The following is a 23111-nucleotide window of genomic DNA, read 5'->3' as shown; positions in this document are numbered from 1 at the left end:
GCGGGAGATCGTAGGCGTCATCCGTGGTGGTAGCGGTCTCCTTCACACCCCAGTCCACCCCGAGCACCCGCCCCGTGAGGGCAAGCGGTTCGCTCTGCGCGGGGGCGACGAAGGAGGCGTACCAGTGCCCGAGCGTGTCCTGGTACACGCGCACGCTCGACGGGTCGGCCGGAAGAGCCCGCGACCACACCACGCTCAGCACGATCTGGCCCGCAAGGTGCAGACGACCGTCCTTCAGACGGAAACCCCGCTTCGTGTAGTTCAGGCTCGGGCGGCTGTCCCGCTTCCGCTTGAAGCGGGGCATCCCCGCCCGGCGGTGCACCGGAAGCCGGTCCTTGACGTCCTTCAGCGCCTTCGCCCGCGACTTGGCGAAGTCCCGAATCACCTGCTGCTGCGGCACCGAGGCACCCTCGGCCAGCCACGGCATCACCCGACGCGCCTCGGTCAGCATCCTGTCCAACTGCGCCGGACCACACGTCAGCTTCTCACCGGACTCCTTGCTCTGCTGGTGGACCTGCTTGGACTTGGCCACGCATTCATTCCAGAGCCACCGGCAGCGGTCCCACTCCGCTTCAAGTGCGCGCCGCGCGGTAGCCGACAGGCGCACACGGAAGGAGTACCGGGCATGCCCGGCCCCCTCCGTGGTCGCGTCTGTCGTCATGCATCCGAACCTACCCGGGGGGACTGACAGTTGAGACCTCTTGATCGCCACGGGCTCGCTCACCTCGTCGCGGGTGGACGGTCTTTCGCCCGGGAGGCGAAACCACCATTTCCTTTCCTGCTCCGCAGCAGGCCGATTCCTCCCCCGCCTGAAGGCCGGGACATCCTCGGAGGAACCCGGTGAACCGGGTGGCGGGCGGCCACGTATCACTCCGCGGGGACGGCGGGAGACCGCGCGCACGGAAGGAGAGCAGTGTGTCGACACCGCCCGAGCAGAGGCAGCCGCCGCGGCGCCCGGTGCTGGAACCCACCCACGTCGTGCGCCGTCGCCGCACGGAGGCCCTGGCCGAACTGGTACGCGAGTTCCGCGAGAACGAGAGCCGGCCCCCGGAGCCCGTCCACGAACCGATCGTCGTCCACGTCGAGCCGCCCACCGCCGACGAGGCGACGGAGGAGCTGCCGCCCGTACCCTCCCGCGGTCGGCGGGCACGGCCCGCCGACGACGGACTCACGCTGCGGCGCGCGGCCCTCGTGGTCGGGGTGACCGCGGCCGCCCTGATGGGTTTCGGCGCCGCGCTCCTCCTCCCCGGGCCCGGGAACGACGGCGCGGCGCAACGGGCGGCCGCTCCGCCCCACCGGTCGCCCGCCGCCGTCGCCCCCGCCGAGCGGCAGAGCACCGACCCCGACGGCCCCGGCACCCTGCGCGAGGGCGACAGCGGACCGGAGGTGACCGAGCTGCAGCAACGCCTGCTGCGCGTCCCCGACATCTACGACCACGGCTCCACCGACGGCCGCTACGACGCCACACTCGCCGCCGCCGTCGCCCGCTTCCAGCTCTGGTACGGCATCCGCGGCGACGAGACGGGGGTGTACGGCAACGACACCCGCCGCGACCTCGAGTCCCGCGCCACGCTCTAGCGGTGCGGCGGCGGGCACGGCACGGTACGGCGGCCGCTCACCCTGAGCCGTACGGTCCGTGCTCGCACAGCGGTACGGGCGTGTCGCGCACTCCCCTGGCGCGACACGCCCGTCACCGTGCGACGGGCGGCTCCCGCGTCAGCAGCCGGGGAGCCGGTCCGCCGACCCGGCGCACCGGCGCCGTCCGGCTCACAGGATCGAACGGGCCAGCGCCACCGCCCCCTCGACGGGCGGTACCCGCAAAGGACTCGGCCGCGAGCCGGGCAGCGCCGCGGCGAGCGAGACCGCGAAGGCGTCGTACAGCGCGGGCTGAGCCAGCACCGTGCTGCCCGCGACCACGACATGGTCCACAGGGACCCCGCGGTCGGCGAGCCGCACGACGAGCGCGGCCAGTGAGCGGCCACCCGCGGCGATCACCTCGCGGGCGAGGCCGGAACCGGCCTCGGCGGCCTCGAACACGACCGGCGCGTGCCGCCCCCACTCCGCGGACACGTCCGCGGCGCTCTCCAGCGCCGCGCCGAGTGCCGGGACTTCGGGCACACCGAACGCGGCGATCAGGCGCACCGCCAGCTCGTCCGGTGCCTCGCCGCGATCGTGCGCCGCCCAGACGGCCCGGGCCCCCTCACGGACGAGACCGGCCGAACCGCCCTCGTCACCGAGGACGGCTCCCCAGCCGCCGACCTGAAGGGGGCTGCCGTCGCCGAGCCGGCCCACCGCCACCGAACCGGTGCCGGCGACCAGACCGACGCCCTTGTCCAGTCCCGCGGCGGGCACCAGCAGTTCGGCGTCGCCCACCACCAACGCCGGTATCCGGAGCCGTTCGCGCAGTTCGGCCCGGATCTGTTCGCACTGGCGCGGTGTCTCGCAGGCGTGCCCGCCCACGGCGACGGCCGAGGGGCGCGTGCCGTGCGGCAGCGCGTCGTGGACCAGCGCGGTCAGCCAGTCGGCGGCGGCCGCGGGGTCGTGCGGACGCCAGCCGCTGCTCGGCCGGACATGGTCGGCGACGCATACCTCACCCGCGACCGCCTGAAGACGGGTCTTGGTGCCGCCCACGTCGACACCGACCACGAGGGACGTCGAGTCCTGCACGGATCCTCTTTCAACCGTCACGCTGCGCCTGTTCCTTGTGCGGGCCACTCTGATCCCCGCAGTACACGATTTTCTACGATTCGGCCCCGAACAGCACCCATCCGCCTGTGACCGGCCCGGATTCCTCGGGGCGGACGCGTTCTTCACGTCGGTGAAACGTCCAGTCCCACGGGGCGATGTTCGCCCTGTCGACGCCCGCCCTCCTCCCGGCGCTCATCTGCTTCCTCGACGTCCGTAAGAGGCTGGGCGAAGGCCTGGCGAACTGCGGCTCGAAGGGATGTCGGACATGCATCTCCCGTACCAGCGGGGTCCGTTGCACGACCTCGCGGACACCCCGGTGGCGTACGACACCGTCCTCGCCGAGGTCACCGAGGATGCCCTGGAGCGCCTGACGCCGGAGGGCAGCCTCGAACACCCCGGCGCCCTCCTCGACGTCGGCGACACCTCGCTCGGCGTCACCGCGCTGCTGGCCTTGGCCTGGCAGCGCACCAAGGACCCGCGCCTGCCCGAGGCCGTCGACCGCAGCCTGGCCTTCCATCTGCGCGAGCGGGTGTTCACGGACGACAACCCCGGCTACCCCAACCTTCGGCTCCGCGACTCCGGGCTGCCGTACGCCCGTTATGTCCTCGAAGCGGGCGCGCACCCCATCGGCGACTGGCCGAGCACGGTCTGGGCACTGCTCCAGGCGGTCAACCTGCTCGACGCGGCGGACGGGCTCCTCGACGGCGACCAGCGCGCCGGCCTCCTCACCGTGGCGCACGGGTACTGGCGTTGGCTGACCGAGGCGACCTTCTTCAACCCGCAGGAGGCGGGCAACCAGGCGATCGGCTGCGTGGTGGGCGGCCTGATGCTGGCCCGCCACCTTCCCTCCTCCGAGGGCGAGCCGGTCCGCGCCCGGGCGCTGAGCCTGTACGCGGACCGGATCCGTGCCCACCGGGTGCTGGACCGGGGTGCGCTTCTGCCGCCCGAGCACGGAGGCGCGTACGACAACAACTACGGCCCGATCTCGCTCTCCTTCCTGGCCCAGGCGCACCGGGTCAGCGGCGAGGACGTCTTCACCGAGGACGGCGACGCGCTCGCCCGCTACATCGACGCACGCCTGACCAACGGGGGTTTCGACATCGGAGGCCCCCGCTACGGCGAGCAGCACTCCGGCTTCGAGTCCGTCCTCGGCCTGCGTTACTTCAGCGGCCGCATCGGTTCCGATCTGGGTCGCTACCGGGGCGACACGCGCTGGGGGCGGCACGCGGTCCACCTGGACGGGGGCATCGACGGCCACTTCGCCTTCATGCTGGTCTGGCAGATCCAGGACCCGGCACGCTGGCACCGGACGCCGTCGACGGGGATCGCCCGCCATCAACTGCGGGCGGGCACGGTCTCGGTGGCCTTCGACGACCGGATGACCCCGTCGCTGGTGGAGGCCGGCGGCACCTACTACCTGCCGGCCGCCGTGAACCGTCAGCACGGCTTCGGCCCGGTGACCGACGGTTTCCTGCTGTGCCGGCCCATGGGCCGGGTACGGGTCCGCGACCTCCGGACCGACGGTCTGGCGGCCAAGCTGGTCACCAAACCGGTCGTCGGCCGTGACCATGTCCTGCGGCATGTAAGGTCCCTGTACGTCACCAATGGCACGAGCCTGTGGATGACGGTCGCGGTGGAACGGCTCGACGGAACGCCGTACCTGCTGGCCGGCCTGCCGTACGCCGCGGACGACGGCGACCGGGTGCGCAGAACGGCGGAGGCGCAGGCGGAGGCCGCCGGCGAACTGAGGCTCACGCACCCGCGGATGACGGGCGTCGAGAACTTCGCGGCAGATGCGGAGACCACCCAGGAACAGGCGGCCTTCGCCCTCGCCGCCGACCCGCGCGGCTACGGCAACCCGGACGACGGCTGGCGCCATCTGGTGTCCTCCACCGCGCTCGAAGTGGAACCGGCCCCCGGTGTCCGGGACGATCTGTGCGTGTTCGCCGTGCGGTACGGCCCCGGAGGGCGCTACGCCCCGGTCTTCGAGCACACCGCGGAGGGGCTGACGGTGCGCACGGAGGTCTTCGAGGCGACGCTCGGCGAGCCGGCGGGCGATGCGAGCGGCGAACCGGTGCTCACCCTGCGGGGCTGACCTGCCGGTGGCGGGCGAGGGGCGGATTCAGCGGCGCGGTCCCCTGACCGTGCTGCCCGGCACCGTGGGACCGGTCACCGGCGAGCCGCCGGCACGTGGTTCGGGCCGGGCTGCGGTGCCGAGGGCGCGGGCAGCGCCGTCTCCGGCACGATCAGGTCCGCCAGGTCCCGGGTGGTCGCCACCAGGTCCGCGTTGCGCTGGTCCGTGCCCAGCACCCATGCCACCGCCGCGTCGTGGTCCTTGCCGAACTCCTCGTGCCGGGCCACCAGCCGCTCGATGCGCTGCCGCTCGTCCGTCTCGCAGAACCACACCTCGTCCAGCTGCGGGCGGACCCGCGCCCAGGCACCGGTGTCCAGCAGCAGGTAGTTGCCCTCCGTGACGACCAGGCGCGTCGCCGCCGGGACCGGGAGGGCTCCCGCGATCGGCTGTTCCAGCACCCGCTCGAAGCCTGGCGCGTACACCGTCTCCGCGTCCTCCTCGCGCAGGCGCCGCAGCAGCGCCGCGTACCCCGCCGCGTCGAAGGTGTCCGGCGCGCCCTTGCGATCGCGGCGCCCCAGCCGCTCCAGCTCCACGTCGGCCAGGTGGAAGCCGTCCATCGGGACGTGCGCCGCCCACGGCCGGCCGTCGTCGTTGAGGTCGCGCACCAGGCGTTCGGCGAGTGTCGTCTTGCCCGCCCCCGGGGCGCCGGCGATGCCGAGGATCGCACGGCGGCCGGAGCCGGTGAGGGACGCGGCCCGCTGGAGAAGGTCGTCGAAGGTCATGGGGGTGAGCCGCTCGCTGCCGGGGGTGGGTCCCCGCCATTGGACCAGAGGCGGCGCCGGAGCGCGAGAAGGAGAAGCGGCTCACCGCCGCCACGGCCGAGGCGCCGGGCGGCCGGGGAGCCGTTGGTGTAGGCATGGGATTCCGGGGCATGTGCGGACACGGCACCGCGCGCACCGGGCGCACGGCACGCCGCCTCGCGGGAAGGGATCAGGGCGTCGTATGAGTGAGTCGCCAGGGCATGAGCAGCATGAAGCGGAGGAGATGGAGCTGATGCGGGCCGAGGTCCGGCATCTGCGGGCCCGGTTGCGCGCGCATCCGCTGATCTCCGAGGCACAGGGCCTGCTGCGGGAACGCTATGGCCTGCCGGACGCCGAGAGCGCGTTCGCCCTGCTCCAGCGGGCCTCCCAGCAGTACAACGTCAAGTTGCGCACCCTCGCGGGGGCCCTGACGCGGGCCCAGCGCCCGGACGAGCGGGAGCCGCTGTGGTTTCCCCGGCGGGCCCGCCGCGCCGAGCCCCGACTGACCTTCGACGGGGCCGGACGGGCCCGGGGCGGCAACCGGGGCGCGGTGCTGAGCGCCGTGCTCAGCCAGGCCCTCGCGGTCGTCAGCTCGGACATGGCCAATGTGCAGACGCGCGACCGTGCGAAGGGCGGTCTGCTCCTGGAGAAGCACACCGGACTGTCCGCCGACTTCGTCGACTTCTTCAGCCATGTCGAGGAAGCCGGTACCGCGTGCGGGCTGGCCGCCGAGAAGGTCGCGCAGATCACCGTCGAGGACGTGGCCACGGACCCGGTGTTCACCGGACCCGTCCGCGAGACGATCCTGCGTGCGGGCAGCCGTGCCTGCCACAGCGTGCCGCTGACCACGGCTGCGGGAACGTGTGTCGGAGTGGTCTCGGTCCACCTGGACCGACCTATCAAAGGGCTGACGGCGGCTCAGACCAGGACGCTCGACCGGGTCGGCGCCGAAGCGGGCGAGTGGCTGGGCTGGTACGACCGTACGGTCGTCGTGGACGCCCTCGAGTATCTGCACGCGCTCGGCCGGGACCACGGCGGGAGACGGTTCAGACGTTCCTGAAGTGCCCCGCCCACGTGCCCGCTACGGCCACCCAGCGGCAACCGGGTGGTACCGGCGGGGCCGAATGTGGTGCTCATTACTCTCTGCCCGGCGTTCTTCGGGGAAAGTGGCTCCTATGACAGAGCTCGGTCTTCCGGACGGCATCCAGGCCTGCCTCTTCGATCTCGACGGGGTCATCACCAAGACCGCCGTCGTCCACGCGGCCGCGTGGAAGCAGACGTTCGACGACTTCCTGCATCAACGGGACGGGGACGCATACCGCCCGTTCGACGAGGTCGCGGACTACGACGAATACGTCGACGGGCGCCCCCGCGCCGACGGCGTGCGCACCTTCCTGGCCTCCCGGGACATCCGGCTGCCCGAAGGCGCGCCCGACGACCCGCCGGACCGGGAGACCGTCCACGGTCTGGGCAACCGCAAGAACGAACTGCTCCTGGAGCTGATCCGCACCCGCGGTGTCGAGGCCTACGACGGCACGATCCGCTACGTCGAGGCGGTGCGCGCCGCCGGTCTGCGCACGGCCGTCGTCTCCTCCAGCGCCAACTGCCGGGACATCCTGCGGTCGATCGATGCCGAGCACCTCTTCGAAGTGCGCATCGACGGTGTCGTCGCCGCCGAGCGGCACCTTCCGGGCAAACCGCACCCGGACACCTTCCTCGCCGCCGCCCACGACCTCGGCGTCGAGCCCAAGGCGGCGGCCGTCTTCGAGGACGCGCTCGCGGGCATGGACGCCGGGCGCTCGGGCCACTTCGGGTACGTCGTCGGCCTGGACCGCGTCGGTCAGGCCGACGCGCTGCGCGCCCACGGCGCCGACGTCGTCGTACCGGACCTCGCGGAACTGGGGGAGCGGCGTTGATCACCCACACCTCGTACGCCGTCGAACCCTGGGTGCTGCGCGAGCGGGGGCTGCACCTCGACGTCCTCCCGCAGAGCGAGTCCGTGTTCGCGCTGTCCAACGGGCACGTCGGCTGGCGCGGCAACCTCGACGAGGGCGAGCCGCACGGACTGCCGGGCTCCTACCTCAACGGCGTCCACGAACTGCACCCCCTGCCCTACGCCGAGGCGGGGTACGGCTATCCGGAGTCCGGTCAGACCGTCATCAACGTCACCAACGGCAAGGTCGTCCGGCTGCTGGTGGACGACGAGCCCTTCGACCTGCGCTACGGGCGGCTGCGCTCCCACGAACGAGTCCTGGACCTGCGGGCGGGCACGCTCACCCGTACCTGCGAGTGGACCTCACCGGCCGGCACGACGGTCCGGGTGCGCTCCACGCGTCTGGTCTCCTTCACCCAGCGTGCCATCGCCGCGGTCGCCTACGAGGTGGAGGCCGTCGACGGTCCCGCCCGCATCGTCGTGCAGTCGGAACTGGTGGCCAACGAACAACTTCCCGGCCACAACGACGATCCGCGAGCCGCCATGGTCCTGGAGTCACCCCTGGAGTCGGAGGAGCACTTCGCCTCGAGCGACCGGCTGCGCTTGGTGCACCGCACGCGCCGCAGCGGCCTCAGGGTCGGTGCCGCGGCCGACCATGTGGTCAGCGGTCCCGAGCCGACCACGACCCAGAGCGAGGCGACCGACGACCTCGCCCGGCTCACCGTGGCCTCCGCTCTCAAGGAGGGCGAGCGGCTGCGCGTCGAGAAGTTCGTCTCCTACGGCTGGTCCGGCACCCGCTCGCTGCCCGCGATCAGCGACCAGGTGGACGCGGCGCTGGCCGCCGCCGCCAGTGTCGGCTGGGTGGGGCTCGTCGCCGAACAGCGGGCCTACCTGGACGACTTCTGGGCGCGTTCGGACGTCGAGGTGGAGGGTGACGAGCAGATCCAGCAGGCGGTGCGGTTCGCCCTCTTCCACGTTCTGCAGGCCGGGGCCCGCGCCGAGCAGCGCGCCATTCCCGCCAAGGGGCTGACCGGCTCCGGCTACGACGGCCACGCCTTCTGGGACACCGAGATGTTCGTGCTGCCGCTGCTGACCTACACCTCGCCCGGCGCGGTCGCCGAGGCGCTGCGGTGGCGGCAGAACACACTGCCCGCCGCCAGGGAGCGGGCGGCGCAGCTCGGGCTGCGCGGCGCCGCGTTCCCGTGGCGGACCATCGAGGGCTCGGAGGGTTCGGCCTACTGGCCGGCCGGCACCGCCGCCTTCCATGTCAACGCCGACATCGCCGACGCCGTCGTGCGTTACACGGCGGCCACCGGCGACGAACACTTCGAACGCGACACCGGCGTCGAACTCCTCGTGGAAACGGCCCGGTTGTGGCGCTCGCTCGGCCACCACGACCAGCGCGGCACCTTCCACATCGACGGAGTGACGGGCCCCGACGAGTACAGCGCGGTCGCCGACGACAACACGTACACCAATCTGATGGCCCGGGCGAACCTGCAGGCCGCCGCGGACGCTGTGGGGCGGCATCCGCGCCGGGCCGAGGAACTGGGCGTCGGTGAGGAGGAGAGCGCCGCCTGGCGTGACGCCGCGGAGGCGATGCACGTCCCGTACAACGACGACCTGGACGTGCACGAACAGCACGCCGGGTTCACCCGCTACCAGCGCTGGGACTTCGCCGCGACCCGCCCCGACCAGTACCCGCTCCTGCTGCACTTCCCGTACTTCGACCTGTACCGCAAGCAGGTGATCAAGCAGGCCGACCTGGTGCTGGCGATGTACACGTGCAGCCCCTGCTTCGACCCGGAGCAGAAGGCGCGCAACTTCGCCTACTACGAACCCCTCACCGTGCGGGACTCCTCCCTGTCCGCGTGCTGCCAGGCCGTCATCGCGGCGGAGACGGGCCATCTCTCGCTCGCCTACGACTATCTGCACGAAGCGGCCCTGATGGACCTGCAGGACCTGGAGCACAACACCCGCGACGGCCTGCACATCGCGTCTCTCGCCGGTACCTGGATGGCGCTCGTCGCGGGCTTCGGCGGACTGCGCCACCACGGGACGAGGGTCGACTTCGCGCCGCGTGTCCCGGAGAAGTTCGGCCGTCTCGCGTTCACGCTGGAGCTACGGGACCGCCGGCTGCGGGTGGAGATCGACCGTACGACGGCCACGTACACCCTGCTGGGCGGAGAGCCGCTGACGGTCCACCACCACGGTGCACCGCTCAATCTGGACGTCGACAAACCGCAGACCCTCGACATCCCGCCCCTCAGGCCCCGCGCGGCGCTCGACCAGCCCCTGCACCGGCGTCCCAACAACCGGCCCGGCAAGAAGGCCTGACCGGAGACCGGCCCGCCGCCGCTCACCGTGCCCGTCCGGCACGGTGAGCGGACCGGTGCCGTGCCCGCCCCGGCGGGGTCGGACACGGCCGGTGATCCGCGTCAGACGCTGTACCCGCCGTCGACGCCGAGCACCTGCCCGGTGATGAACCCGGCCCGCTCGGAGGCGAGGAACGCGACCGCCTCCGCGATGTCCACCGCGGTGCCGAACCGGCGCAGCGGGATGTTGCGCCGGGCGATCTCCAGCGCCGCCTCGTCGAGTTCACCGGTCGCCATCAGCCGTGCCGCCATGCCGTCCGTCAGCATGCCGGGCGCTACGCAGTTCACGCGCACGCCGTACCGGCCCTCCTCGGCGGCGAGCGCCCGAGCGACCGCCTCGACCGCGCCCTTGGTTCCCGCCGACAGCCCGTCGCGCACCGGGAACCTGCGGGTGGCGACGGTGGTGACGGCGACGACGCTGCCCCGGCTCTCCCGCAGCACCGGCAGCGCCGGATGCACCAGATTGAAGAACGCCGCGGCGTCCGCGTTCAGCTGCGCCCGGTACTGGCCGGGGGAGACCCTGCTCAGATGCACCATCGGCACATGCGGGCCCGCCGCGTAGACAAGGGTGTGGAGGCCGCTGAGGGAATCGGCGGCCCGGTGCACCGCCCGAGCCGTGGCGGACTCCTCACTCAGGTCCAGCCTGAGCGCCAGGCACCGGCGCCCGCACTCCTCGACCTCCGCGACGAGGGCCGCTGCCAGCCGCTCGTTGGCCAGGTAGGAGAAGGCCACGTCGCTGCCCCGTTCGGCCAGCGTCCTGACGAGCGCCGCACCGATGCCGCCGGTGCCGCCCGCGACGAGCGCGCCGCCGGTCCTGCGCGAGAAGTCCGCCACCGTACCGCCTCACAATCCTGGTTCCGGTGTGCGGGGCAGCGCCCGTCTCCCCACGCACCCGGTGATGGGTACTCCAGCGTGTAGCGGCATACGCCGAAGAGTGGAAGACCTGGTAGGTGAGGCGCGAGAGAGTCGCAGGCCGCTGTCACCCGCCGAACAGCTGTGTCCAGTACGTTCCCGCCTGGCCGCCGCCCACGAAACCGACGCCGATGTGGGTGAAGGCCGGTTTGAGGATGTTGGCCCGGTGACCGGGGCTGTCCATCCAGCCGCGCACGACCTCGGCGGGGGAGCGCTGACCGCACGCTATGTTCTCGCGGATCGTGCGGTGGCGGGAGCCCGCGGCTGCGGCGCGGTCCCAGGGCTCGCGGCCGTCGGGGGAGGTGTGGGCGTAGAACGCCCGGGCCACCATGTTCGCGCTGTGCGCCTGAGCCGCGGCGGCGAGCAGGGGATCGGCCGCGAGCGGCGGCAGACCGGTCGCGGCTCGTTCCGCGTTGGTCAGCGCGGTCACCTCCTCGGCCGTCCGCACCAGCCCGGCAGCCGAGAAGGGCCGGGCCCACAGCGCCGTCCAGTACAGGTCGACCGAGCGCGGACCGGGCACGCACGCCACACCTGCCTGGGTGAAGGAGGGCTCGCACAGGGTACGGCGCGACCGCTCGTCGCCGAGGCAGTAGTCCACGAACTCGGCCGGGTCGCGCGGACCGGAGACCAGGTGCTCGCCGACCGTCAGATACGCGTACCCGGTCGCGGTGATGCGCTGGTGCACGGAGACGCCGTCCGCGCTCTCGCCGGCCAGAGCGCCACGGGCGGCCATCCCCGCGGCGTGCGCGTGCGCCGCCGCCGTGAGTCGCGCGTCGAGGGAGACGGCAGGTGAACCGGTCCGGGCGCGGGCCGAGTTGACGAGGGCCAGGAAGCCGTCGGGAGCGGGCAACGGCATCGGCGCGGGGGCGAGGGGGGATGCCGGTGCCGGGTCGTCCGCCACCTCCACGCCGAAGTCCCGGGCCACGCCCGCCAGTCCGTCCGCATACCCCTGCCCCAGCGCGCGCAGCTTCCAGCCCGCGCCCCGGCGGTAGATCTCGGCGAGCAGCAGGACGGTCTCCTGCCGCGGGCGTGGCGGGGTGAAGCGGGCGACGGCGCGGCCACCGGGTCCTGTGACGTACAGCGTGGGGGCGAGCAGGGCGCTCAGGGACAGGGACGGGTCGGCGGGACTGACCACCACGGTGACGCGTTCGGCGCCGGTCCTGAACCCGGCGGGGCGGACGCTCAGTTCCCCGTCGAGCAGCCGGACGCCCGGCGCGGACGGCTGGTTGTAGAACACGAAGTCGGCGTCGCCGCGCACCTTTCCGCCGGCGTCGGTGAGGAGCGCGGAAACGTCGAAGGGTCCGGGCACCCGGAGCGTCAGGGTGCCGTCCGGGAGGGCCAGATTGCCCCCGGGAACCAGCTCGTTCATCGTGCCGTCCGCTCGTCCGTGCCGCTGCCAGGACGCGTGCGGCCGCGCGGCCGCCGCCCGTCAGTCGGACAACGCGCCGCCGCCGCGCCCGGGTTCCCGCACCGGAACGGCGGCACGCATCGACCTGAGGGCGAGCAGCAGCACGCCGATGTCGTCCAGATAGACGGGATCGGGCAGCAGATCGGTGGGCAGCACCAAGTACAGGACCGCACCCCAGAAGACCCAGCGGGGCCCTGTGGGCAGTCCGGCCCGGCGCAGATCACGACGGGTGCGGACCAGCCGTCGCAGCAGGGCGAGCGCCACGCCGAGCACCACCGCCGCGAGGAGCGCGACGGCGGCGATCAGGATCCAGGTGGTGGAGTCCATGCACAGCTCCGGGCATCCGTAGGAGTCGTCCCATGCTACGGATGCCCGGCTTCGCGGCGGGCAGTGCCCTCGCCGGGGCACAATGCCCCGCACGGATGCGGAAGGAGGGGCGCGGGCCCGTTCCCTCAGTGACCGGCGCGGGTGGAACTGCTCTCCAGCAGTGCCTGGCTGACCGCCCGTACGCTGCGCGCGATGTGCTGGAGCTGCATGATCTCGGCGGCGTACAGCCTGATGGTGTGCTCGATGACCGACTCGGGCAGACCCAGAGCGGGCAGCTCGGCGCGGGCCGTCTGCAGCGCCGTCCGGGCCACCCGCACCTCCTGCTGCACCTGGATCTGGGCGTGCCGGGCGAGCAGGACCGGATGGCGGATCAGGGCCGGATAGCTGGCGTAGCGCGCCGGTACGAGGTCGCGCAGCCACTTGGCCGCCGAACGCTCCCAGTCGTAGCTGCCGGGTGTCTTGACCTGGCACGGCCAGTCCGAGCTGATCGGCGAGTACGTCGTCAAGGCCATGATCTTCGCTTCCGGGTCACGTCGGCTCAGGGTGGTACGGCGACTTGGGGGCGACCCCGGCCTAGGGGAGGACCGGAGCCGCCGCCATGGACGCCCGCGCAGCGGGGCCCGGCCGGACACCAGGAGTCCGTGGGTAGGAGCGGACGCCCGGGAGTCCGTACGGCGTGGCCCGGGGGTCCGGGTCGCGATCCGCGAGCAGTATTTATATATACCGCCGGATACGCAAGGACATGAAAAAATTCACCCAGGATTTGTGGAGAACGATCCCGTCTTGTGATCGAGTCGAGGCGGACTGCGGGCCTTCTGTGCAAGAGGAGGCCGGGACAAGGAGCCGCACGGAGCGCGGACGCCATCCCCGGTAGGCCGGTCCTCGAGGGGGGCGGGTCAGTCCTTGAGGAAGAACTGGTGCTGGTCGGCGATCTGCTCGTACTCCTCGAGGCGGGCCTGCGTCCGCTCCGGGTCGGCGTCCGTCATGGCCTGCAGGAGGGCCGCGGCGATCAGGCCGGGCGCGGCGTACGAGTCGAAGACCAGGCGCGACCCGGTGCCCGTGGCGAAGACGACGTCGGCATCGTCGGCCAGCGGCCCCAGCCCCAGATCCGTGATCAGCGCGACCTTGAGCCCCGCGGTCCGTGCCACCTGCACCGCGGTCAGGGTCTCCTGGGCGTGCCTGGGCATCCCGAACGCCAGCACCCAGGTACCGCCTGCCTCGCGGGACTGCAGCAGCGCGTCGTAGGCCACCGTGCCCCCGCGTGTCACCAGCCGCACGTCCGGGTGGATGCGCCGGGCCCCGTACGCGAAGTACTCGGCGAGCGATCCGGAGATCCTCAGCCCCATCACGGTCAGTGGCGTCGACTCCGACAGCGCGCGACCGACCCGGATGACCTCGTCGGGATCGGCGAAGTCCCGGCGCAGGTTCTCCAGGTTCTCGATCTCGGCGTCCACGGCCGCCTGCAGTTCGTTGGTGCGGGACTCCGGCGGCGTGCCCGGGCTGCCCAGTGTGCTCAGGGCGATGGACTGGAGTTTCTCCCGCAGCGCCGGGTAGCCGCTGAAGCCCACGGCCGCGGCGAAACGGGTCACCGAGGGCTGGCTGACCCCCGCCCGCTCGGCGAGATCGGTGATCGACAGGAAGGCGGCCTCGGTGATGTGCTCGATCAGATACTGGGCGATCCGGCGATGCCCGGGGGACAGCCGAGGACCGTCGAACAACTCTCTGAGCTGGGACGTCGGGGAAGCACCTGCCTCCGGGACCGTCTTGCCCGCAGTGATCGCAGCCGCCTGCGCGCGTGCCTTCTGCGGGGACGACACCGGACCGCCTCCTTCATGTCCCGGGAACCTCAACATAGCTCACCCGCGGCGCTGACCAGGGGCCTTGTCTCCACCAGGGCGCACGCGACTCCGACAGGCGCGCCCGCCGCTTCGGCCGTACCGTCGTGCATGGGGGTGTCGGGGGTGGGGTACCCGCGTCGGTCAGCGAAGGAGAGGAGCGGCCGTGAACTCGCCCGTAGCCCACGCACCACAGGTCGAAGTGGTGGTCAGCGACTGCTCGGCGTCGGATGCCGGAAGGCTGTTCGCCGAACTGTGCCGGCGCTTCGGCTCGGACCGCAGTGCCGAGGACGTGCCCCATGAGACCGAAGGGTCCAGGCCCACGATGTGGACCGGGACGTTCGACACATCGGCCACCTCGGGCCCCTCCGAGCAGATGTCGCCGCCTTCCCTCTCGGGCCCCGTGAAGCTCGAACTCCAGGGCGAGCCCCTGGCGGTGGAGCGACTCCGTCAAGCGCTGGACGCGATGTACGACGTCCACCAGCTGGGCGTGGTCGCCGGCGACCAGGAGGTCGACGTAGAGCTGCGTCTGGAGAGCCTGGCACACGCCTGAGAAGGCGAGCCGGCCCCGGTCCGCCGGGAACGCACTTCCGTCAGGGCGGGGCCGGCGCCCTCGCGGCCGGCCGCGAGCGGACGGCAGGTGTCATGGACGAAGGCCGCCGGGGTACAGACCCGGAGGGTCGTCGGGTTCCCGCTGTGCGGCGAGGGACTCCCGCGCACAGCGTGTACCGGGACGACGGCCCCGTGGGCACCGTGAACGCACCGGCCGCAGGGGCCTGGCCACGACGCGAGGAGCAGCCATGACCGCCGAGCCGGGGGCCTCCTCCGCAGCCGCGGACGACGGTCCGGTCCTTCCTCCTCCGCCCTTCGATCCGGAGCTGGCGGCGGCTTTGGACCTCACCCCAGAAGCGCTGCCACCGGGCTTCCCGCCCGAGGCGATCCCCGAGGTCCGCGCGAGCATGCTCCTGCCGCCGCCCACGGACGACCACCTGCGCCGCGGTGGCGCCTTCGAGATCGAGGAACGGCCGGTGCCCGGCCCGGCCGGTGCGCCGGAGGTCTCCCTGCTCATCTGCCGGCCCGCCCATGCGAGCGCCCCCCTGCCGGCCGTCTACCACACGCACGGCGGCGGAATGATCGTCGGCAACAACCGGATGGGCGTCGACGAGATGCTCGACCTGGCCGAGGAGCTGGGGCTCGTCGTGGTCTCCGTGGAATACCGGCTGGCCCCGGAGCACCCGCACCCGGCCCCGGTCGAGGACTGCTACTCCGGACTGGTGTGGACGGCCGGGCAGGCGAAGGAACTCGGCGTCGACCCCGAACGGATCGTCGTCGCCGGCAGCAGCGCGGGCGGGGGCCTCACCGCGGCACTGGCCCTGCTCGCAAGGGACCGCGGCGGTCCCGCCCTCTTCGGCCAGATGCTGCTGTGCCCGATGCTCGACGACCGCAACGACTCGTACTCCGCCCGCCAGATGGCGGGGCACGGAGCGTGGGACCGCACCGCCAACGCGACCGGCTGGGGCGCGCTGCTCGGCGACACCCGCGGCGGCCCGGACGTCTCACCGTACGCCGCCCCGGCCCGCGCCAACGATCTGTCGGGCCTGCCGCCCGCCTTCATCGACGTCGGCTCGGCGGAGACGTTCCGGGACGAGGACGTCGCCTACGCCACCGGGATCTGGCAGGCGGGCGGGGTCGCCGAACTCCATGTGTGGCCGGGCGGCTTCCACGGCTTCGACGGCTTCGTCCCGCAGGCCCGGCTCTCCCAGGAGGCCCGGACGGCCCGTGCGCGCTGGCTGCGACGCCTGCTGCGCGCCTGACCCGGACCGGGGCCCGCCCCGAAGGGCGTGCCCCGCACCGCCCGCCGCCGGCCGACCGTCCCGGGACGGCGGTCGGGAGAGGACCTCAGACGCGGGGCTCCGTCCGCAGATGCCCGTGGAGCGAGGCCGTCATCGCCGCGACGAAGGCGTCACGGGTCTCGGCGGGGACGAGGTCGAGGGACAGGTAGGGGTTGAGGTCCTCCAGCTCGACCAGCAGGAGATCCCCCTCCCGGGTGCGGCAGGCGTCCACACGCTGGATGCCGTGCTCGAGGGTGTTCCAGTCGATGAAGCGCCGGGCGAAGGCCAGGTCGGCGACCGAAGGCTCGTAGGGCACGAGATCCCAGCGGCGGCCGGGATCCGGGGCGTGGAGCGCGTACTGGAAGGCGTCGTCGACGTAGTAGAACGACACCTCGTAGCGGAAGTCGATGCGCGGCTGGACCAGGGCGTCGCCCCAGGACAGGGTCCCGAGCCGGTCGGATGGCAGGAACTCCAGACCGATGGAGTCCGCGCCGGCCTTGGGCTTGACCGCGTACAGATCGCTCGCGGGCAGCCGGACCAGGTCCTCGGGCCGGTCGGCGGTGGGTATGACCGGGTACCCGGCAGCCGTGAGGTCGAGCAGGTACTGCTTGCCGGCCATGTCGGCCTGTCCGGTCAGCGGGTTGTACACACGGGTCCCGCATGCCGCGGTCCGGGCGCGGAAGGAGTCGTACTGCTCCTGGTAGTGCAGCACCGGTCCGCTGTTGCGCACCACGACGGCGTCGTAGCCGTCCATCAGCGCCTCCGCGTCCAGCGGATGGCACAGGGCGATGTCGAAGTCCGCGCGCAACCGGGAGGAGAGCGCGATGTCCTCGTCGCAGTAACGCCGGCCCCGGGCCTCGTAGGCCAGGTCGGTCACGTACAGGAGGCGGGGGCGGGCGGGCATGGCTGGCTTCTCCTCGGTCGGCGGCCATCAATCTAGTCGGCGCGAGTGGTCGCGCCGGAGCCGGCCGGTGATCGCGTCCCCCTGGCGGCGCGCAGGGCGGGGTATTCCGTTCCCGGGCGAGCGCGGATGACAAACTGGCCGTATGGAAGAGCGAGAATTCCGCAGGTTGGGACAGCACGCGTCGGTCATCGGCCTGGGCACCTGGCAACTGGGCGCGGACTGGGGTGACGTCGACGACAAGGACGCCCACGAGGTGCTGGAGTCGGCGGCCGAGTCGGGCGTGACCTTCTTCGACACCGCGGACGTGTACGGGGACGGACGCAGCGAGCAGACCATCGCGGCCTTCCTGCTCGGCAGGCCGGATCTGCACGTGCTGGTGGCGACCAAGATGGGCCGCCGCCTCGACCAGATCCCGCAGAACTACGTCCTGAACAACTTCCGTGCCTGGAACGACCGTTCCCGGCGCAACCTCGGCGTCGACCGCATCGACCTGGTCCAGCTGCACTGCCCGCCGACGCCCGTCTACTCCTCCGACGAGGTGTACGACGCCCTCGACACACTGGTCGAGGAGGGCCGGATCGCCGCCTACGGGGTGAGTGTGGAGACCTGTGACGAGGCGCTGACCGCGATCGCCCGCCCGAACGTGGCGAGCGTGCAGATCATCCTCAACCCGTTCCGGATGAAGCCGCTGCGCAAGGTCCTCCCGGCCGCACAGGAGGCCGGCGTGGGCATCATCGCGCGGGTGCCGCTGGCCTCCGGCCTGCTGTCGGGCAAGTACACGAAGGACACGGTCTTCGCCGCCAACGACCACCGCTCCTACAACCGGCACGGCGAGGCCTTCGACCAGGGCGAGACGTTCTCCGGCGTCGACTTCGGGACGGGTGTGGAGGCGGCGGCCGAGTTCGCGGCGCTCGCCCCTGAGGGCTTCACCCCGGCCCAGCTGGCGCTCGCCTGGATCGTCCAGCAGCCCGGGGTGACCACGGTGATCCCCGGTGCCCGGTCCGCCGACCAGGCTCGCGCCAACGCGGCGGTCGCCAAGATGCCGCCGCTCCCGCAGGAGACGCTCGACGCCGTCCGGGAGCTGTACGACCGGCGGATCAAGGAGCAGGTCGAGGGCCGCTGGTAGGCACCGGGAGGCGACTGTGCGGCGGTCCGTCCCGGACGGACCGTCAGCATGCCGGAGCCGTCAGACAGCCAGGCCGCTAGACCGTCAGAGCGGAGCGTGCCGAGCGGGACGCTCCCCGAGCGGCGGCCCGCACCCGGTACATGGTCTTGGCCCGGTCGACGACCGGGTCGCCGAGCACGATCCGTCCTGCGGCGTACAGCGCGTCGCACTCGTCGGTGGGCAGTGCCACGGGACGGCCCCCGGACTGCCAACAGCCCCAGCGCCGCCGCCCGTTGCCCTGCACCGTGAGGAAGACCGGGGCGCGCTCGTCGGTGATCAGGCGCAGCACTTCGGCAGCACGGGAACTGAGCCGAGGGCGCGTCATGGTCGGTCAGCCTTTCGGGGCATGGGCGGACGGTGTCTTGTCCGGGGACAAGATGATCTCTACCCGCATTGTTGCCGAGGGCACTGACAACGTGCATCCGGCTTGTGGGACGCCCTGCCGCACCGGCCGGTTGTCCACCGCCGATGTGATGACCTTCACCCTGATGTGGCGGAAAGTGATGAATTCCTTACGCGAGGAATGCGTAAGGGGTTGGGAAGAGCCGCCTCAAGAACGCGGAGGTTTCCCGTGCGACCGTTCACTCTCAACTATGCCCGACCCAGAGGCCTTCCGGCTGTGGTGACGCCGTACCGTTTCGACTCCTCCCGTCAGTTGAACGTGCTCCCCGACGGCCGTCCCGCCGTGAGCGACCGCGAGCTGCTGATGGCGGCCGGCACGACGACGTCCACCGCCGGTTCCCAGACGCACTTCGACGACTGACGGCCCGTACGCGCATGACGGTCCTCATCCTTACGTCCGAGGAGGACGTGACCGCCGACATGGTGGTGGCCGTGCTGCACGAGCGGGGCGTTCCCGTGGTGCGCCTGGACCCGGCCGACGTGCCCGGCAAGGTGGTGCTGTCCGCCGCCTACGCCCACGGCGACTTCGACGGCCACCTCTCGGTCAACGGGCACGTCCTGAGCATGGCGGGCCTGCGTTCGGTGTGGGTGCGCCGGCCCGGTGAACCGGCCGCACACGCCGCCCGGTCCTCGCCGTGGCTGACGGCGGAGACCCGTCAGGCGCTGTACGGCATGCTGTACTCGGCCTCGACGCGGTGGATGAACCACCCGCGCAACGCCGAGCAGGCCCGCCACAAACCGTGGCAGCTGCGGATCGCCCACCTCAGCGACTTCGCCGTCCCGCCGACCGTCATCACCACCGCGCCGCGCGTGGCCCAGCAGTTCGCCGAGGAGTACCGGGACGTCGTCGTGAAGGTGGCCTCGGGACCGCCGCCCGAGGACCCGGCGCTGGCGCTGCCCACCACGCGCATCGGACCCGACGCCGACTTCTCCGCCGTCGCGGCCGGTCCCGCCCTGCTGCAGCGCTACATCCCCAAGCGCGCCGACATCCGCCTGACCTGCGTCGGCCCCCGTCTCTTCGGTGCCCGCAAGAGGACCGCGCCCGGGCAGGTCGACGGCCGGTACGGCGACACCGGCTACACCTGGGAGACCACGGTGGTGCCCGACCGCATCGTGAAGTCCGTCCACGCGTATCTGGCGCTGGCGGGACTCGCCTACGCCGCCTTCGACTTCGCGGAGGACGAGGACGGGCTGTGGTGGTTCCTGGAGTGCAACCAGGGCGGGCAGTTCGGCTTCGTGGAACTGCACACCGGACAGCCGATCGCGGAGGCGGTGGGGTTGTGGCTGGCGCAACGCACGACGGACCGTCGCGCGTCCTAGAGCCGCCGGTGAACAGCCGGCGTCCGGTGGTGGCCTGAACCAGGCCGTCACCCCATCCGCGGTCCGGTCCGCACGGGGGCGCGGACCGGGCTGCGGATGCTCCTCTTCCGGTGATCTGGCGCGCCGTCAGGAAGGCATGGGGCGGAAGGTCCGCAGGAACACGTCGAGCGCCCGCTGGTTCTCCGCGTTCCCCGCGTCGGCGACCGGGGTCGTCCAGCGCAGCGAGTAGCCCCGGCCGTCGCCGGTCAGAAAGCCCCGGCCGAAGGTGTGCACCCGGACGCCGTCCACCGTGGACAGCCACTCCATGTCCGCGCCCTTGCGGCCCTGGTAGGTGAGGCGTCTGATGTCGCCCACCCGTGTGTAGCCGGTGTAGGTGTCCTTGAGGGACGGCTCCAGGGCCTCCCAGATCGCGACCGGATCCGGACCGAGTCGCACGCCGGAGGTGACCGTCAGCGTGCGCGGGTCCCCGCTCGTTCCGAACGTCGCGCGGTAGGTGCCCTCGGCGGCGCTCTGCGTGTTGACGCGCTGCCAACCCTGCGGCAGAAGGATGGAGAAGCCCTCGGGCGCGGCGTAGGGGGTGAAGCCGGCGTTCGGGTCCCGGGGGGTGCCGGAGGAGGGAGCCGGAGCCGTCCCGGGCGGAGGCGTGTTGCGACCGGTGCGGTCGGCCGAGGCGGAGGGCGCGCCGGAGCGGGACGGCTGGGTACCGGACGCGGACGTACGGCCGCCGTCCGATTGGCCCGCCGCGACGAGGACGGCGACCGACGAGGCGACGACCATGAGGCCCGCGCCCGCCAGCACCGACCGGCGCACCACCGGCGTGCCCCACGCCCGCCCGGCCCGGTGGGCGAACTGCCACGCGCCCTGGAAGCGCGGCATCAGCGTCTCCGCAGCGGTCGCGTCGAAGTCGTCGTTCACGATGCGCGTCAGCGATGCGCGCACCACAGGCTCCGGCACCCGTTCCAGGGCGTCGCGCCGCAGCAGCCCCGTGATGGCCGGGGCGAGCGGGCCGGCGTTCGTGGGGGCGCGCAGCGGCAGCCGGTCCACGGCGCGCAGCGTCGCCTCGACCGGGCCCCGGTCCTTGAACGGCGGACGTCCCTCCACCATCGCGTACAGCAGCGCCCCCAGTGCCCACTGGTCCGCCGCCGGGCCCGCGCTCGAACCACGCGCCTGTTCGGGGGAGGCGTACGTCGGCGCGGTGACCCGCTGGGTGACGGACGTGCCGATCAGCCCGAATCCCGTCACCACGACTTCGCCGCCCTCCTGGACGAACACCTGCCCGGGGCTCAGGTCGCCGTGCGTCACCCCCCGGCGGTGGGCGGCCTCCAGCACATCGAGGATGCCGAGGCCGATGCGGGCGGCCCGCACATAGTTCAGCGGGCCGCGGGCCAGGAGCACTCCGAGGGGTGTGCCCGGGATCCGCTCCGCCACGGTCCACAGGACGCCGTTGTCGTCGACGACGTCGAGGACGGTGGCGACCCGGCCGGGGCACAGCACTTCCATGGCCTCCGACTCACGCAGGATCCGGGCGACCGTGCGGCGCGGAGTGACCGCGGGCCGCAGCGCCGTGAGCCGGGACGCGGTGAGCGTGACGGGGCGCCCGAACTCCAGGTCCTCACCGAGCCGGACGGCCCGGCCCTCCTCCTCGTGGGCGACCTCGAGCGCCCGGTATCTTCCTGCGATCAACTCCCGTGCGGAGACCTGGTCATGGTCCATCGTCATCCCTCGCTGCGCCCCGGACTGTCCCGTTTCAGGGATGTACGGCGGGCGTGACGGTGGGTGTTCAAAGAAAGGGGATTTCCGCCGACGGGATTTTCTTCAACTAGCCTTGCACCGCTCACACGTGCGAAAACATCGCCATGGTCTACTCGTCAGTAAGTTACCCTCGGTTATTGTTTCCGTCCGAGCCGATGTACGACTCGGCGAACGCGGCCGCCGCGACCGGGGAGTCGAACAGCCGCCGCAGCCGGGCGGTGGCGTTGCCCGCGCGGAACGGATCGCCCGAGGACGGTCCGTGCAGCAACTCGGCGAACCACTGGGAGAACTCCTGGTACTCCCACACACGGCGCAGGCAGGTGGCCGAATAGCCCCGCAGGCCGGCCGCGTCGCCCGAGCGGTAGTACGTGATCAGCGCGTCCGCGAGCACCAGGGCGTCGTACAGGGCGAGGTTCATGCCCTTCGCGGCGATCGGGGCGACGAGATGGGCGGCGTCACCGGCCAGGAACAGCCGTCCGTGCACCATGGGCTGGACCACGTAGTTGTGCATGTCCAGGACACGCTTCTCGATCAGGCGCCCCTCGGTCAGCGGCGCCCCGTCCGAGGCGGACAGCCGTTCGTGCAGCTCGGACCAGACACGCTCGTGCGGCCAGTTCTGCGGGTCGTCGCCGGGCGGGCACTGGAGGTAGTAGCGGGTGACCTGCGGGCTGCGGGCCATGTGCGCCGCGAACCCGTGGGGATGGACCCCGAAGACGACGCAGTCCGACGAAGGCGGCGACTCGGCGAGGAGGGCGAGCCAGCCGACCCCGTAGTCGAGCCGCGCGACGTGCGCGCGCTGCGGCGGCAGCGAAGCGCGGGTCACGCCGCGGGCGCCGTCGCACCCTGCGATCACGTCGCAGGCGATCCGCCGCCGTTCGCCCGAGCCGGGATCGGTGTACGACACCGACGGATGCTCGGTGTCGATGTCGTGCAGCTCGACATCCAGCACTCCGAACCGGATGTCGCCGCCCTTGGCGTCCGCGTACTCCCGCACCAGATCGGTGACGAGCAACGGCTGCGGATAGACGAAGTGGTGGTGCCCGGATATCTCCGTGTAGCGGAACCGGTGCCGCCGGCCGCCGAGGCGGAACTCGCACTCGGTGTGCGTCTGGGCCCGCTCCAGCAGCCCCCCGGCCAGCCCATGCCGCTCCAGCGCCCGCACCGCCCACTCCTCGATGAACCCCGCCCGGGGCCGCCGTTCGATGAACTCCCGGCTCTCGGACTCCAGGACGACGCAGTCCACCGAGGCGTCTCTCAGGACGTTGGCCAGGGTCAGCCCGGCCGGGCCCGCGCCGATGATGGCGACGGGCACGCGCTGCTCGGACGGAGGGGCGGCCGGATGTGGGGAGGCGATCACCGGGTCATTATGGCCACATCACGTCAA

22 protein-coding genes are annotated in these 23111 nt (G+C 72.2%); 10 read left to right on the top strand and 12 right to left on the bottom strand.

What is annotated here, in order from left to right:
* Window positions 1-661, bottom strand: a 661-nt coding sequence (locus tag ABZ904_RS21025) for a transposase (RefSeq protein WP_361824976.1), incomplete at its 3' end; no start/stop codon positions are given.
* Between the two features lie 254 nt (window positions 662-915).
* On the opposite strand from ABZ904_RS21025, the gene ABZ904_RS21020 reads away from it, so the two are divergent.
* On the top strand, window positions 916-1578 hold the full coding sequence (locus ABZ904_RS21020) for a peptidoglycan-binding domain-containing protein (protein ID WP_361824974.1): 663 nt from the start codon (window positions 916-918) through the stop codon (window positions 1576-1578).
* A gap of 189 nt (window positions 1579-1767) precedes the next feature.
* Here the strand turns inward: ABZ904_RS21020 and ABZ904_RS21015 are convergent, their stop codons facing one another.
* Complete coding sequence (locus tag ABZ904_RS21015) at window positions 1768-2667, bottom strand: BadF/BadG/BcrA/BcrD ATPase family protein (RefSeq protein WP_361824984.1); 900 nt, start codon at window positions 2665-2667, stop codon at window positions 1768-1770.
* A gap of 286 nt (window positions 2668-2953) precedes the next feature.
* On the opposite strand from ABZ904_RS21015, the gene ABZ904_RS21010 reads away from it, so the two are divergent.
* The gene (locus tag ABZ904_RS21010; protein WP_361824972.1) at window positions 2954-4783 is read left to right on the top strand and encodes a hypothetical protein; all 1830 of its coding nucleotides are present in this window, start codon (window positions 2954-2956) and stop codon (window positions 4781-4783) included.
* A gap of 74 nt (window positions 4784-4857) precedes the next feature.
* Here ABZ904_RS21010 and ABZ904_RS21005 read toward each other — a convergent pair whose 3' ends face one another.
* A complete protein-coding gene (locus ABZ904_RS21005; RefSeq protein WP_361824970.1) occupies window positions 4858-5544 on the bottom strand; it encodes a nucleoside/nucleotide kinase family protein in 687 nt (228 codons plus the stop codon).
* Between the two features lie 220 nt (window positions 5545-5764).
* Here ABZ904_RS21005 and ABZ904_RS21000 point away from each other — a divergent pair, with 220 nt between their 5' ends.
* From ABZ904_RS21000 to ABZ904_RS20990, 3 genes are all read left to right on the top strand, one after another.
* Window positions 5765-6622, top strand: a complete 858-nt coding sequence (locus ABZ904_RS21000; protein WP_359397585.1) for an ANTAR domain-containing protein — start codon at window positions 5765-5767, stop codon at window positions 6620-6622.
* 115 nt (window positions 6623-6737) lie between these two features.
* Complete coding sequence (locus ABZ904_RS20995; protein WP_359397587.1) at window positions 6738-7478, top strand: beta-phosphoglucomutase family hydrolase; 741 nt, start codon at window positions 6738-6740, stop codon at window positions 7476-7478.
* Window positions 7475-9832: a glycosyl hydrolase family 65 protein gene (locus ABZ904_RS20990; protein ID WP_361824968.1), complete on the top strand. Its 2358-nt coding sequence runs from the start codon at window positions 7475-7477 to the stop codon at window positions 9830-9832. The genes ABZ904_RS20995 and ABZ904_RS20990 overlap by 4 nt, the downstream gene beginning before the upstream one ends.
* A gap of 101 nt (window positions 9833-9933) precedes the next feature.
* On the opposite strand, the gene ABZ904_RS20985 is transcribed toward ABZ904_RS20990, so the two are convergent.
* The 5 genes from ABZ904_RS20985 to ABZ904_RS20965 form a co-directional block, all read right to left on the bottom strand.
* Window positions 9934-10704: an SDR family oxidoreductase gene (locus ABZ904_RS20985; RefSeq protein ID WP_361824967.1), complete on the bottom strand. Its 771-nt coding sequence runs from the start codon at window positions 10702-10704 to the stop codon at window positions 9934-9936.
* Between the two features lie 145 nt (window positions 10705-10849).
* Window positions 10850-12151, bottom strand: a complete 1302-nt coding sequence (locus ABZ904_RS20980; RefSeq protein ID WP_361824965.1) for a CAP domain-containing protein — start codon at window positions 12149-12151, stop codon at window positions 10850-10852.
* Between the two features lie 60 nt (window positions 12152-12211).
* Window positions 12212-12517, bottom strand: coding sequence for a YkvA family protein (locus ABZ904_RS20975; RefSeq protein ID WP_359397597.1), 306 nt, complete (start codon window positions 12515-12517; stop codon window positions 12212-12214).
* A gap of 125 nt (window positions 12518-12642) precedes the next feature.
* The gene (locus ABZ904_RS20970; protein ID WP_359397599.1) at window positions 12643-13029 is read right to left on the bottom strand and encodes a hypothetical protein; all 387 of its coding nucleotides are present in this window, start codon (window positions 13027-13029) and stop codon (window positions 12643-12645) included.
* A gap of 384 nt (window positions 13030-13413) precedes the next feature.
* Window positions 13414-14334, bottom strand: coding sequence for a MurR/RpiR family transcriptional regulator (locus ABZ904_RS20965; protein WP_361824962.1), 921 nt, complete (start codon window positions 14332-14334; stop codon window positions 13414-13416).
* Window positions 14335-14518: 184 nt separating this feature from the next.
* Between ABZ904_RS20965 and ABZ904_RS20960 the strand changes: the two genes are divergently transcribed.
* Together ABZ904_RS20960 and ABZ904_RS20955 are read left to right on the top strand one after the other, a co-directional pair.
* A complete protein-coding gene (locus tag ABZ904_RS20960; RefSeq protein WP_359397604.1) occupies window positions 14519-14905 on the top strand; it encodes a hypothetical protein in 387 nt (128 codons plus the stop codon).
* Between the two features lie 247 nt (window positions 14906-15152).
* On the top strand, window positions 15153-16166 hold the full coding sequence (locus tag ABZ904_RS20955) for an alpha/beta hydrolase (protein ID WP_360998897.1): 1014 nt from the start codon (window positions 15153-15155) through the stop codon (window positions 16164-16166).
* A gap of 85 nt (window positions 16167-16251) precedes the next feature.
* Here ABZ904_RS20955 and ABZ904_RS20950 read toward each other — a convergent pair whose 3' ends face one another.
* Window positions 16252-17088 (bottom strand): hypothetical protein, encoded by an 837-nt coding sequence (locus ABZ904_RS20950; RefSeq protein WP_361824960.1) that lies wholly within the window; start codon window positions 17086-17088, stop codon window positions 16252-16254.
* 142 nt (window positions 17089-17230) lie between these two features.
* On the opposite strand from ABZ904_RS20950, the gene ABZ904_RS20945 reads away from it, so the two are divergent.
* On the top strand, window positions 17231-18214 hold the full coding sequence (locus ABZ904_RS20945; RefSeq protein ID WP_359397610.1) for an aldo/keto reductase: 984 nt from the start codon (window positions 17231-17233) through the stop codon (window positions 18212-18214).
* 76 nt (window positions 18215-18290) lie between these two features.
* On the opposite strand, the gene ABZ904_RS20940 is transcribed toward ABZ904_RS20945, so the two are convergent.
* The gene (locus tag ABZ904_RS20940; protein WP_361824958.1) at window positions 18291-18578 is read right to left on the bottom strand and encodes a hypothetical protein; all 288 of its coding nucleotides are present in this window, start codon (window positions 18576-18578) and stop codon (window positions 18291-18293) included.
* Between the two features lie 246 nt (window positions 18579-18824).
* Here ABZ904_RS20940 and tgmA point away from each other — a divergent pair, with 246 nt between their 5' ends.
* Complete coding sequence (gene tgmA / locus ABZ904_RS20935; RefSeq protein ID WP_359397615.1) at window positions 18825-19016, top strand: putative ATP-grasp-modified RiPP; 192 nt, start codon at window positions 18825-18827, stop codon at window positions 19014-19016.
* A gap of 14 nt (window positions 19017-19030) precedes the next feature.
* Window positions 19031-19975, top strand: coding sequence for an ATP-grasp ribosomal peptide maturase (gene tgmB / locus ABZ904_RS20930; RefSeq protein ID WP_361824956.1), 945 nt, complete (start codon window positions 19031-19033; stop codon window positions 19973-19975).
* A gap of 126 nt (window positions 19976-20101) precedes the next feature.
* Here tgmB and ABZ904_RS20925 read toward each other — a convergent pair whose 3' ends face one another.
* Window positions 20102-21688 carry a serine/threonine-protein kinase gene (locus ABZ904_RS20925; protein WP_361824954.1) on the bottom strand — a complete coding sequence of 529 codons (1587 nt, stop codon included), beginning with the start codon at window positions 21686-21688 and terminating at the stop codon, window positions 20102-20104.
* 163 nt (window positions 21689-21851) lie between these two features.
* Window positions 21852-23084, bottom strand: a complete 1233-nt coding sequence (locus ABZ904_RS20920; RefSeq protein ID WP_361824950.1) for a 4-hydroxybenzoate 3-monooxygenase — start codon at window positions 23082-23084, stop codon at window positions 21852-21854.
* Between the last annotated feature and the right edge of the window lie 27 nt (window positions 23085-23111).

Origin of the sequence: Streptomyces sp. NPDC046900 (assembly GCF_040644975.1) — a bacterium.
Lineage (GTDB): Bacteria > Actinomycetota > Actinomycetes > Streptomycetales > Streptomycetaceae > Streptomyces.
This window is presented reverse-complemented; position numbering and strand designations above follow the sequence as displayed.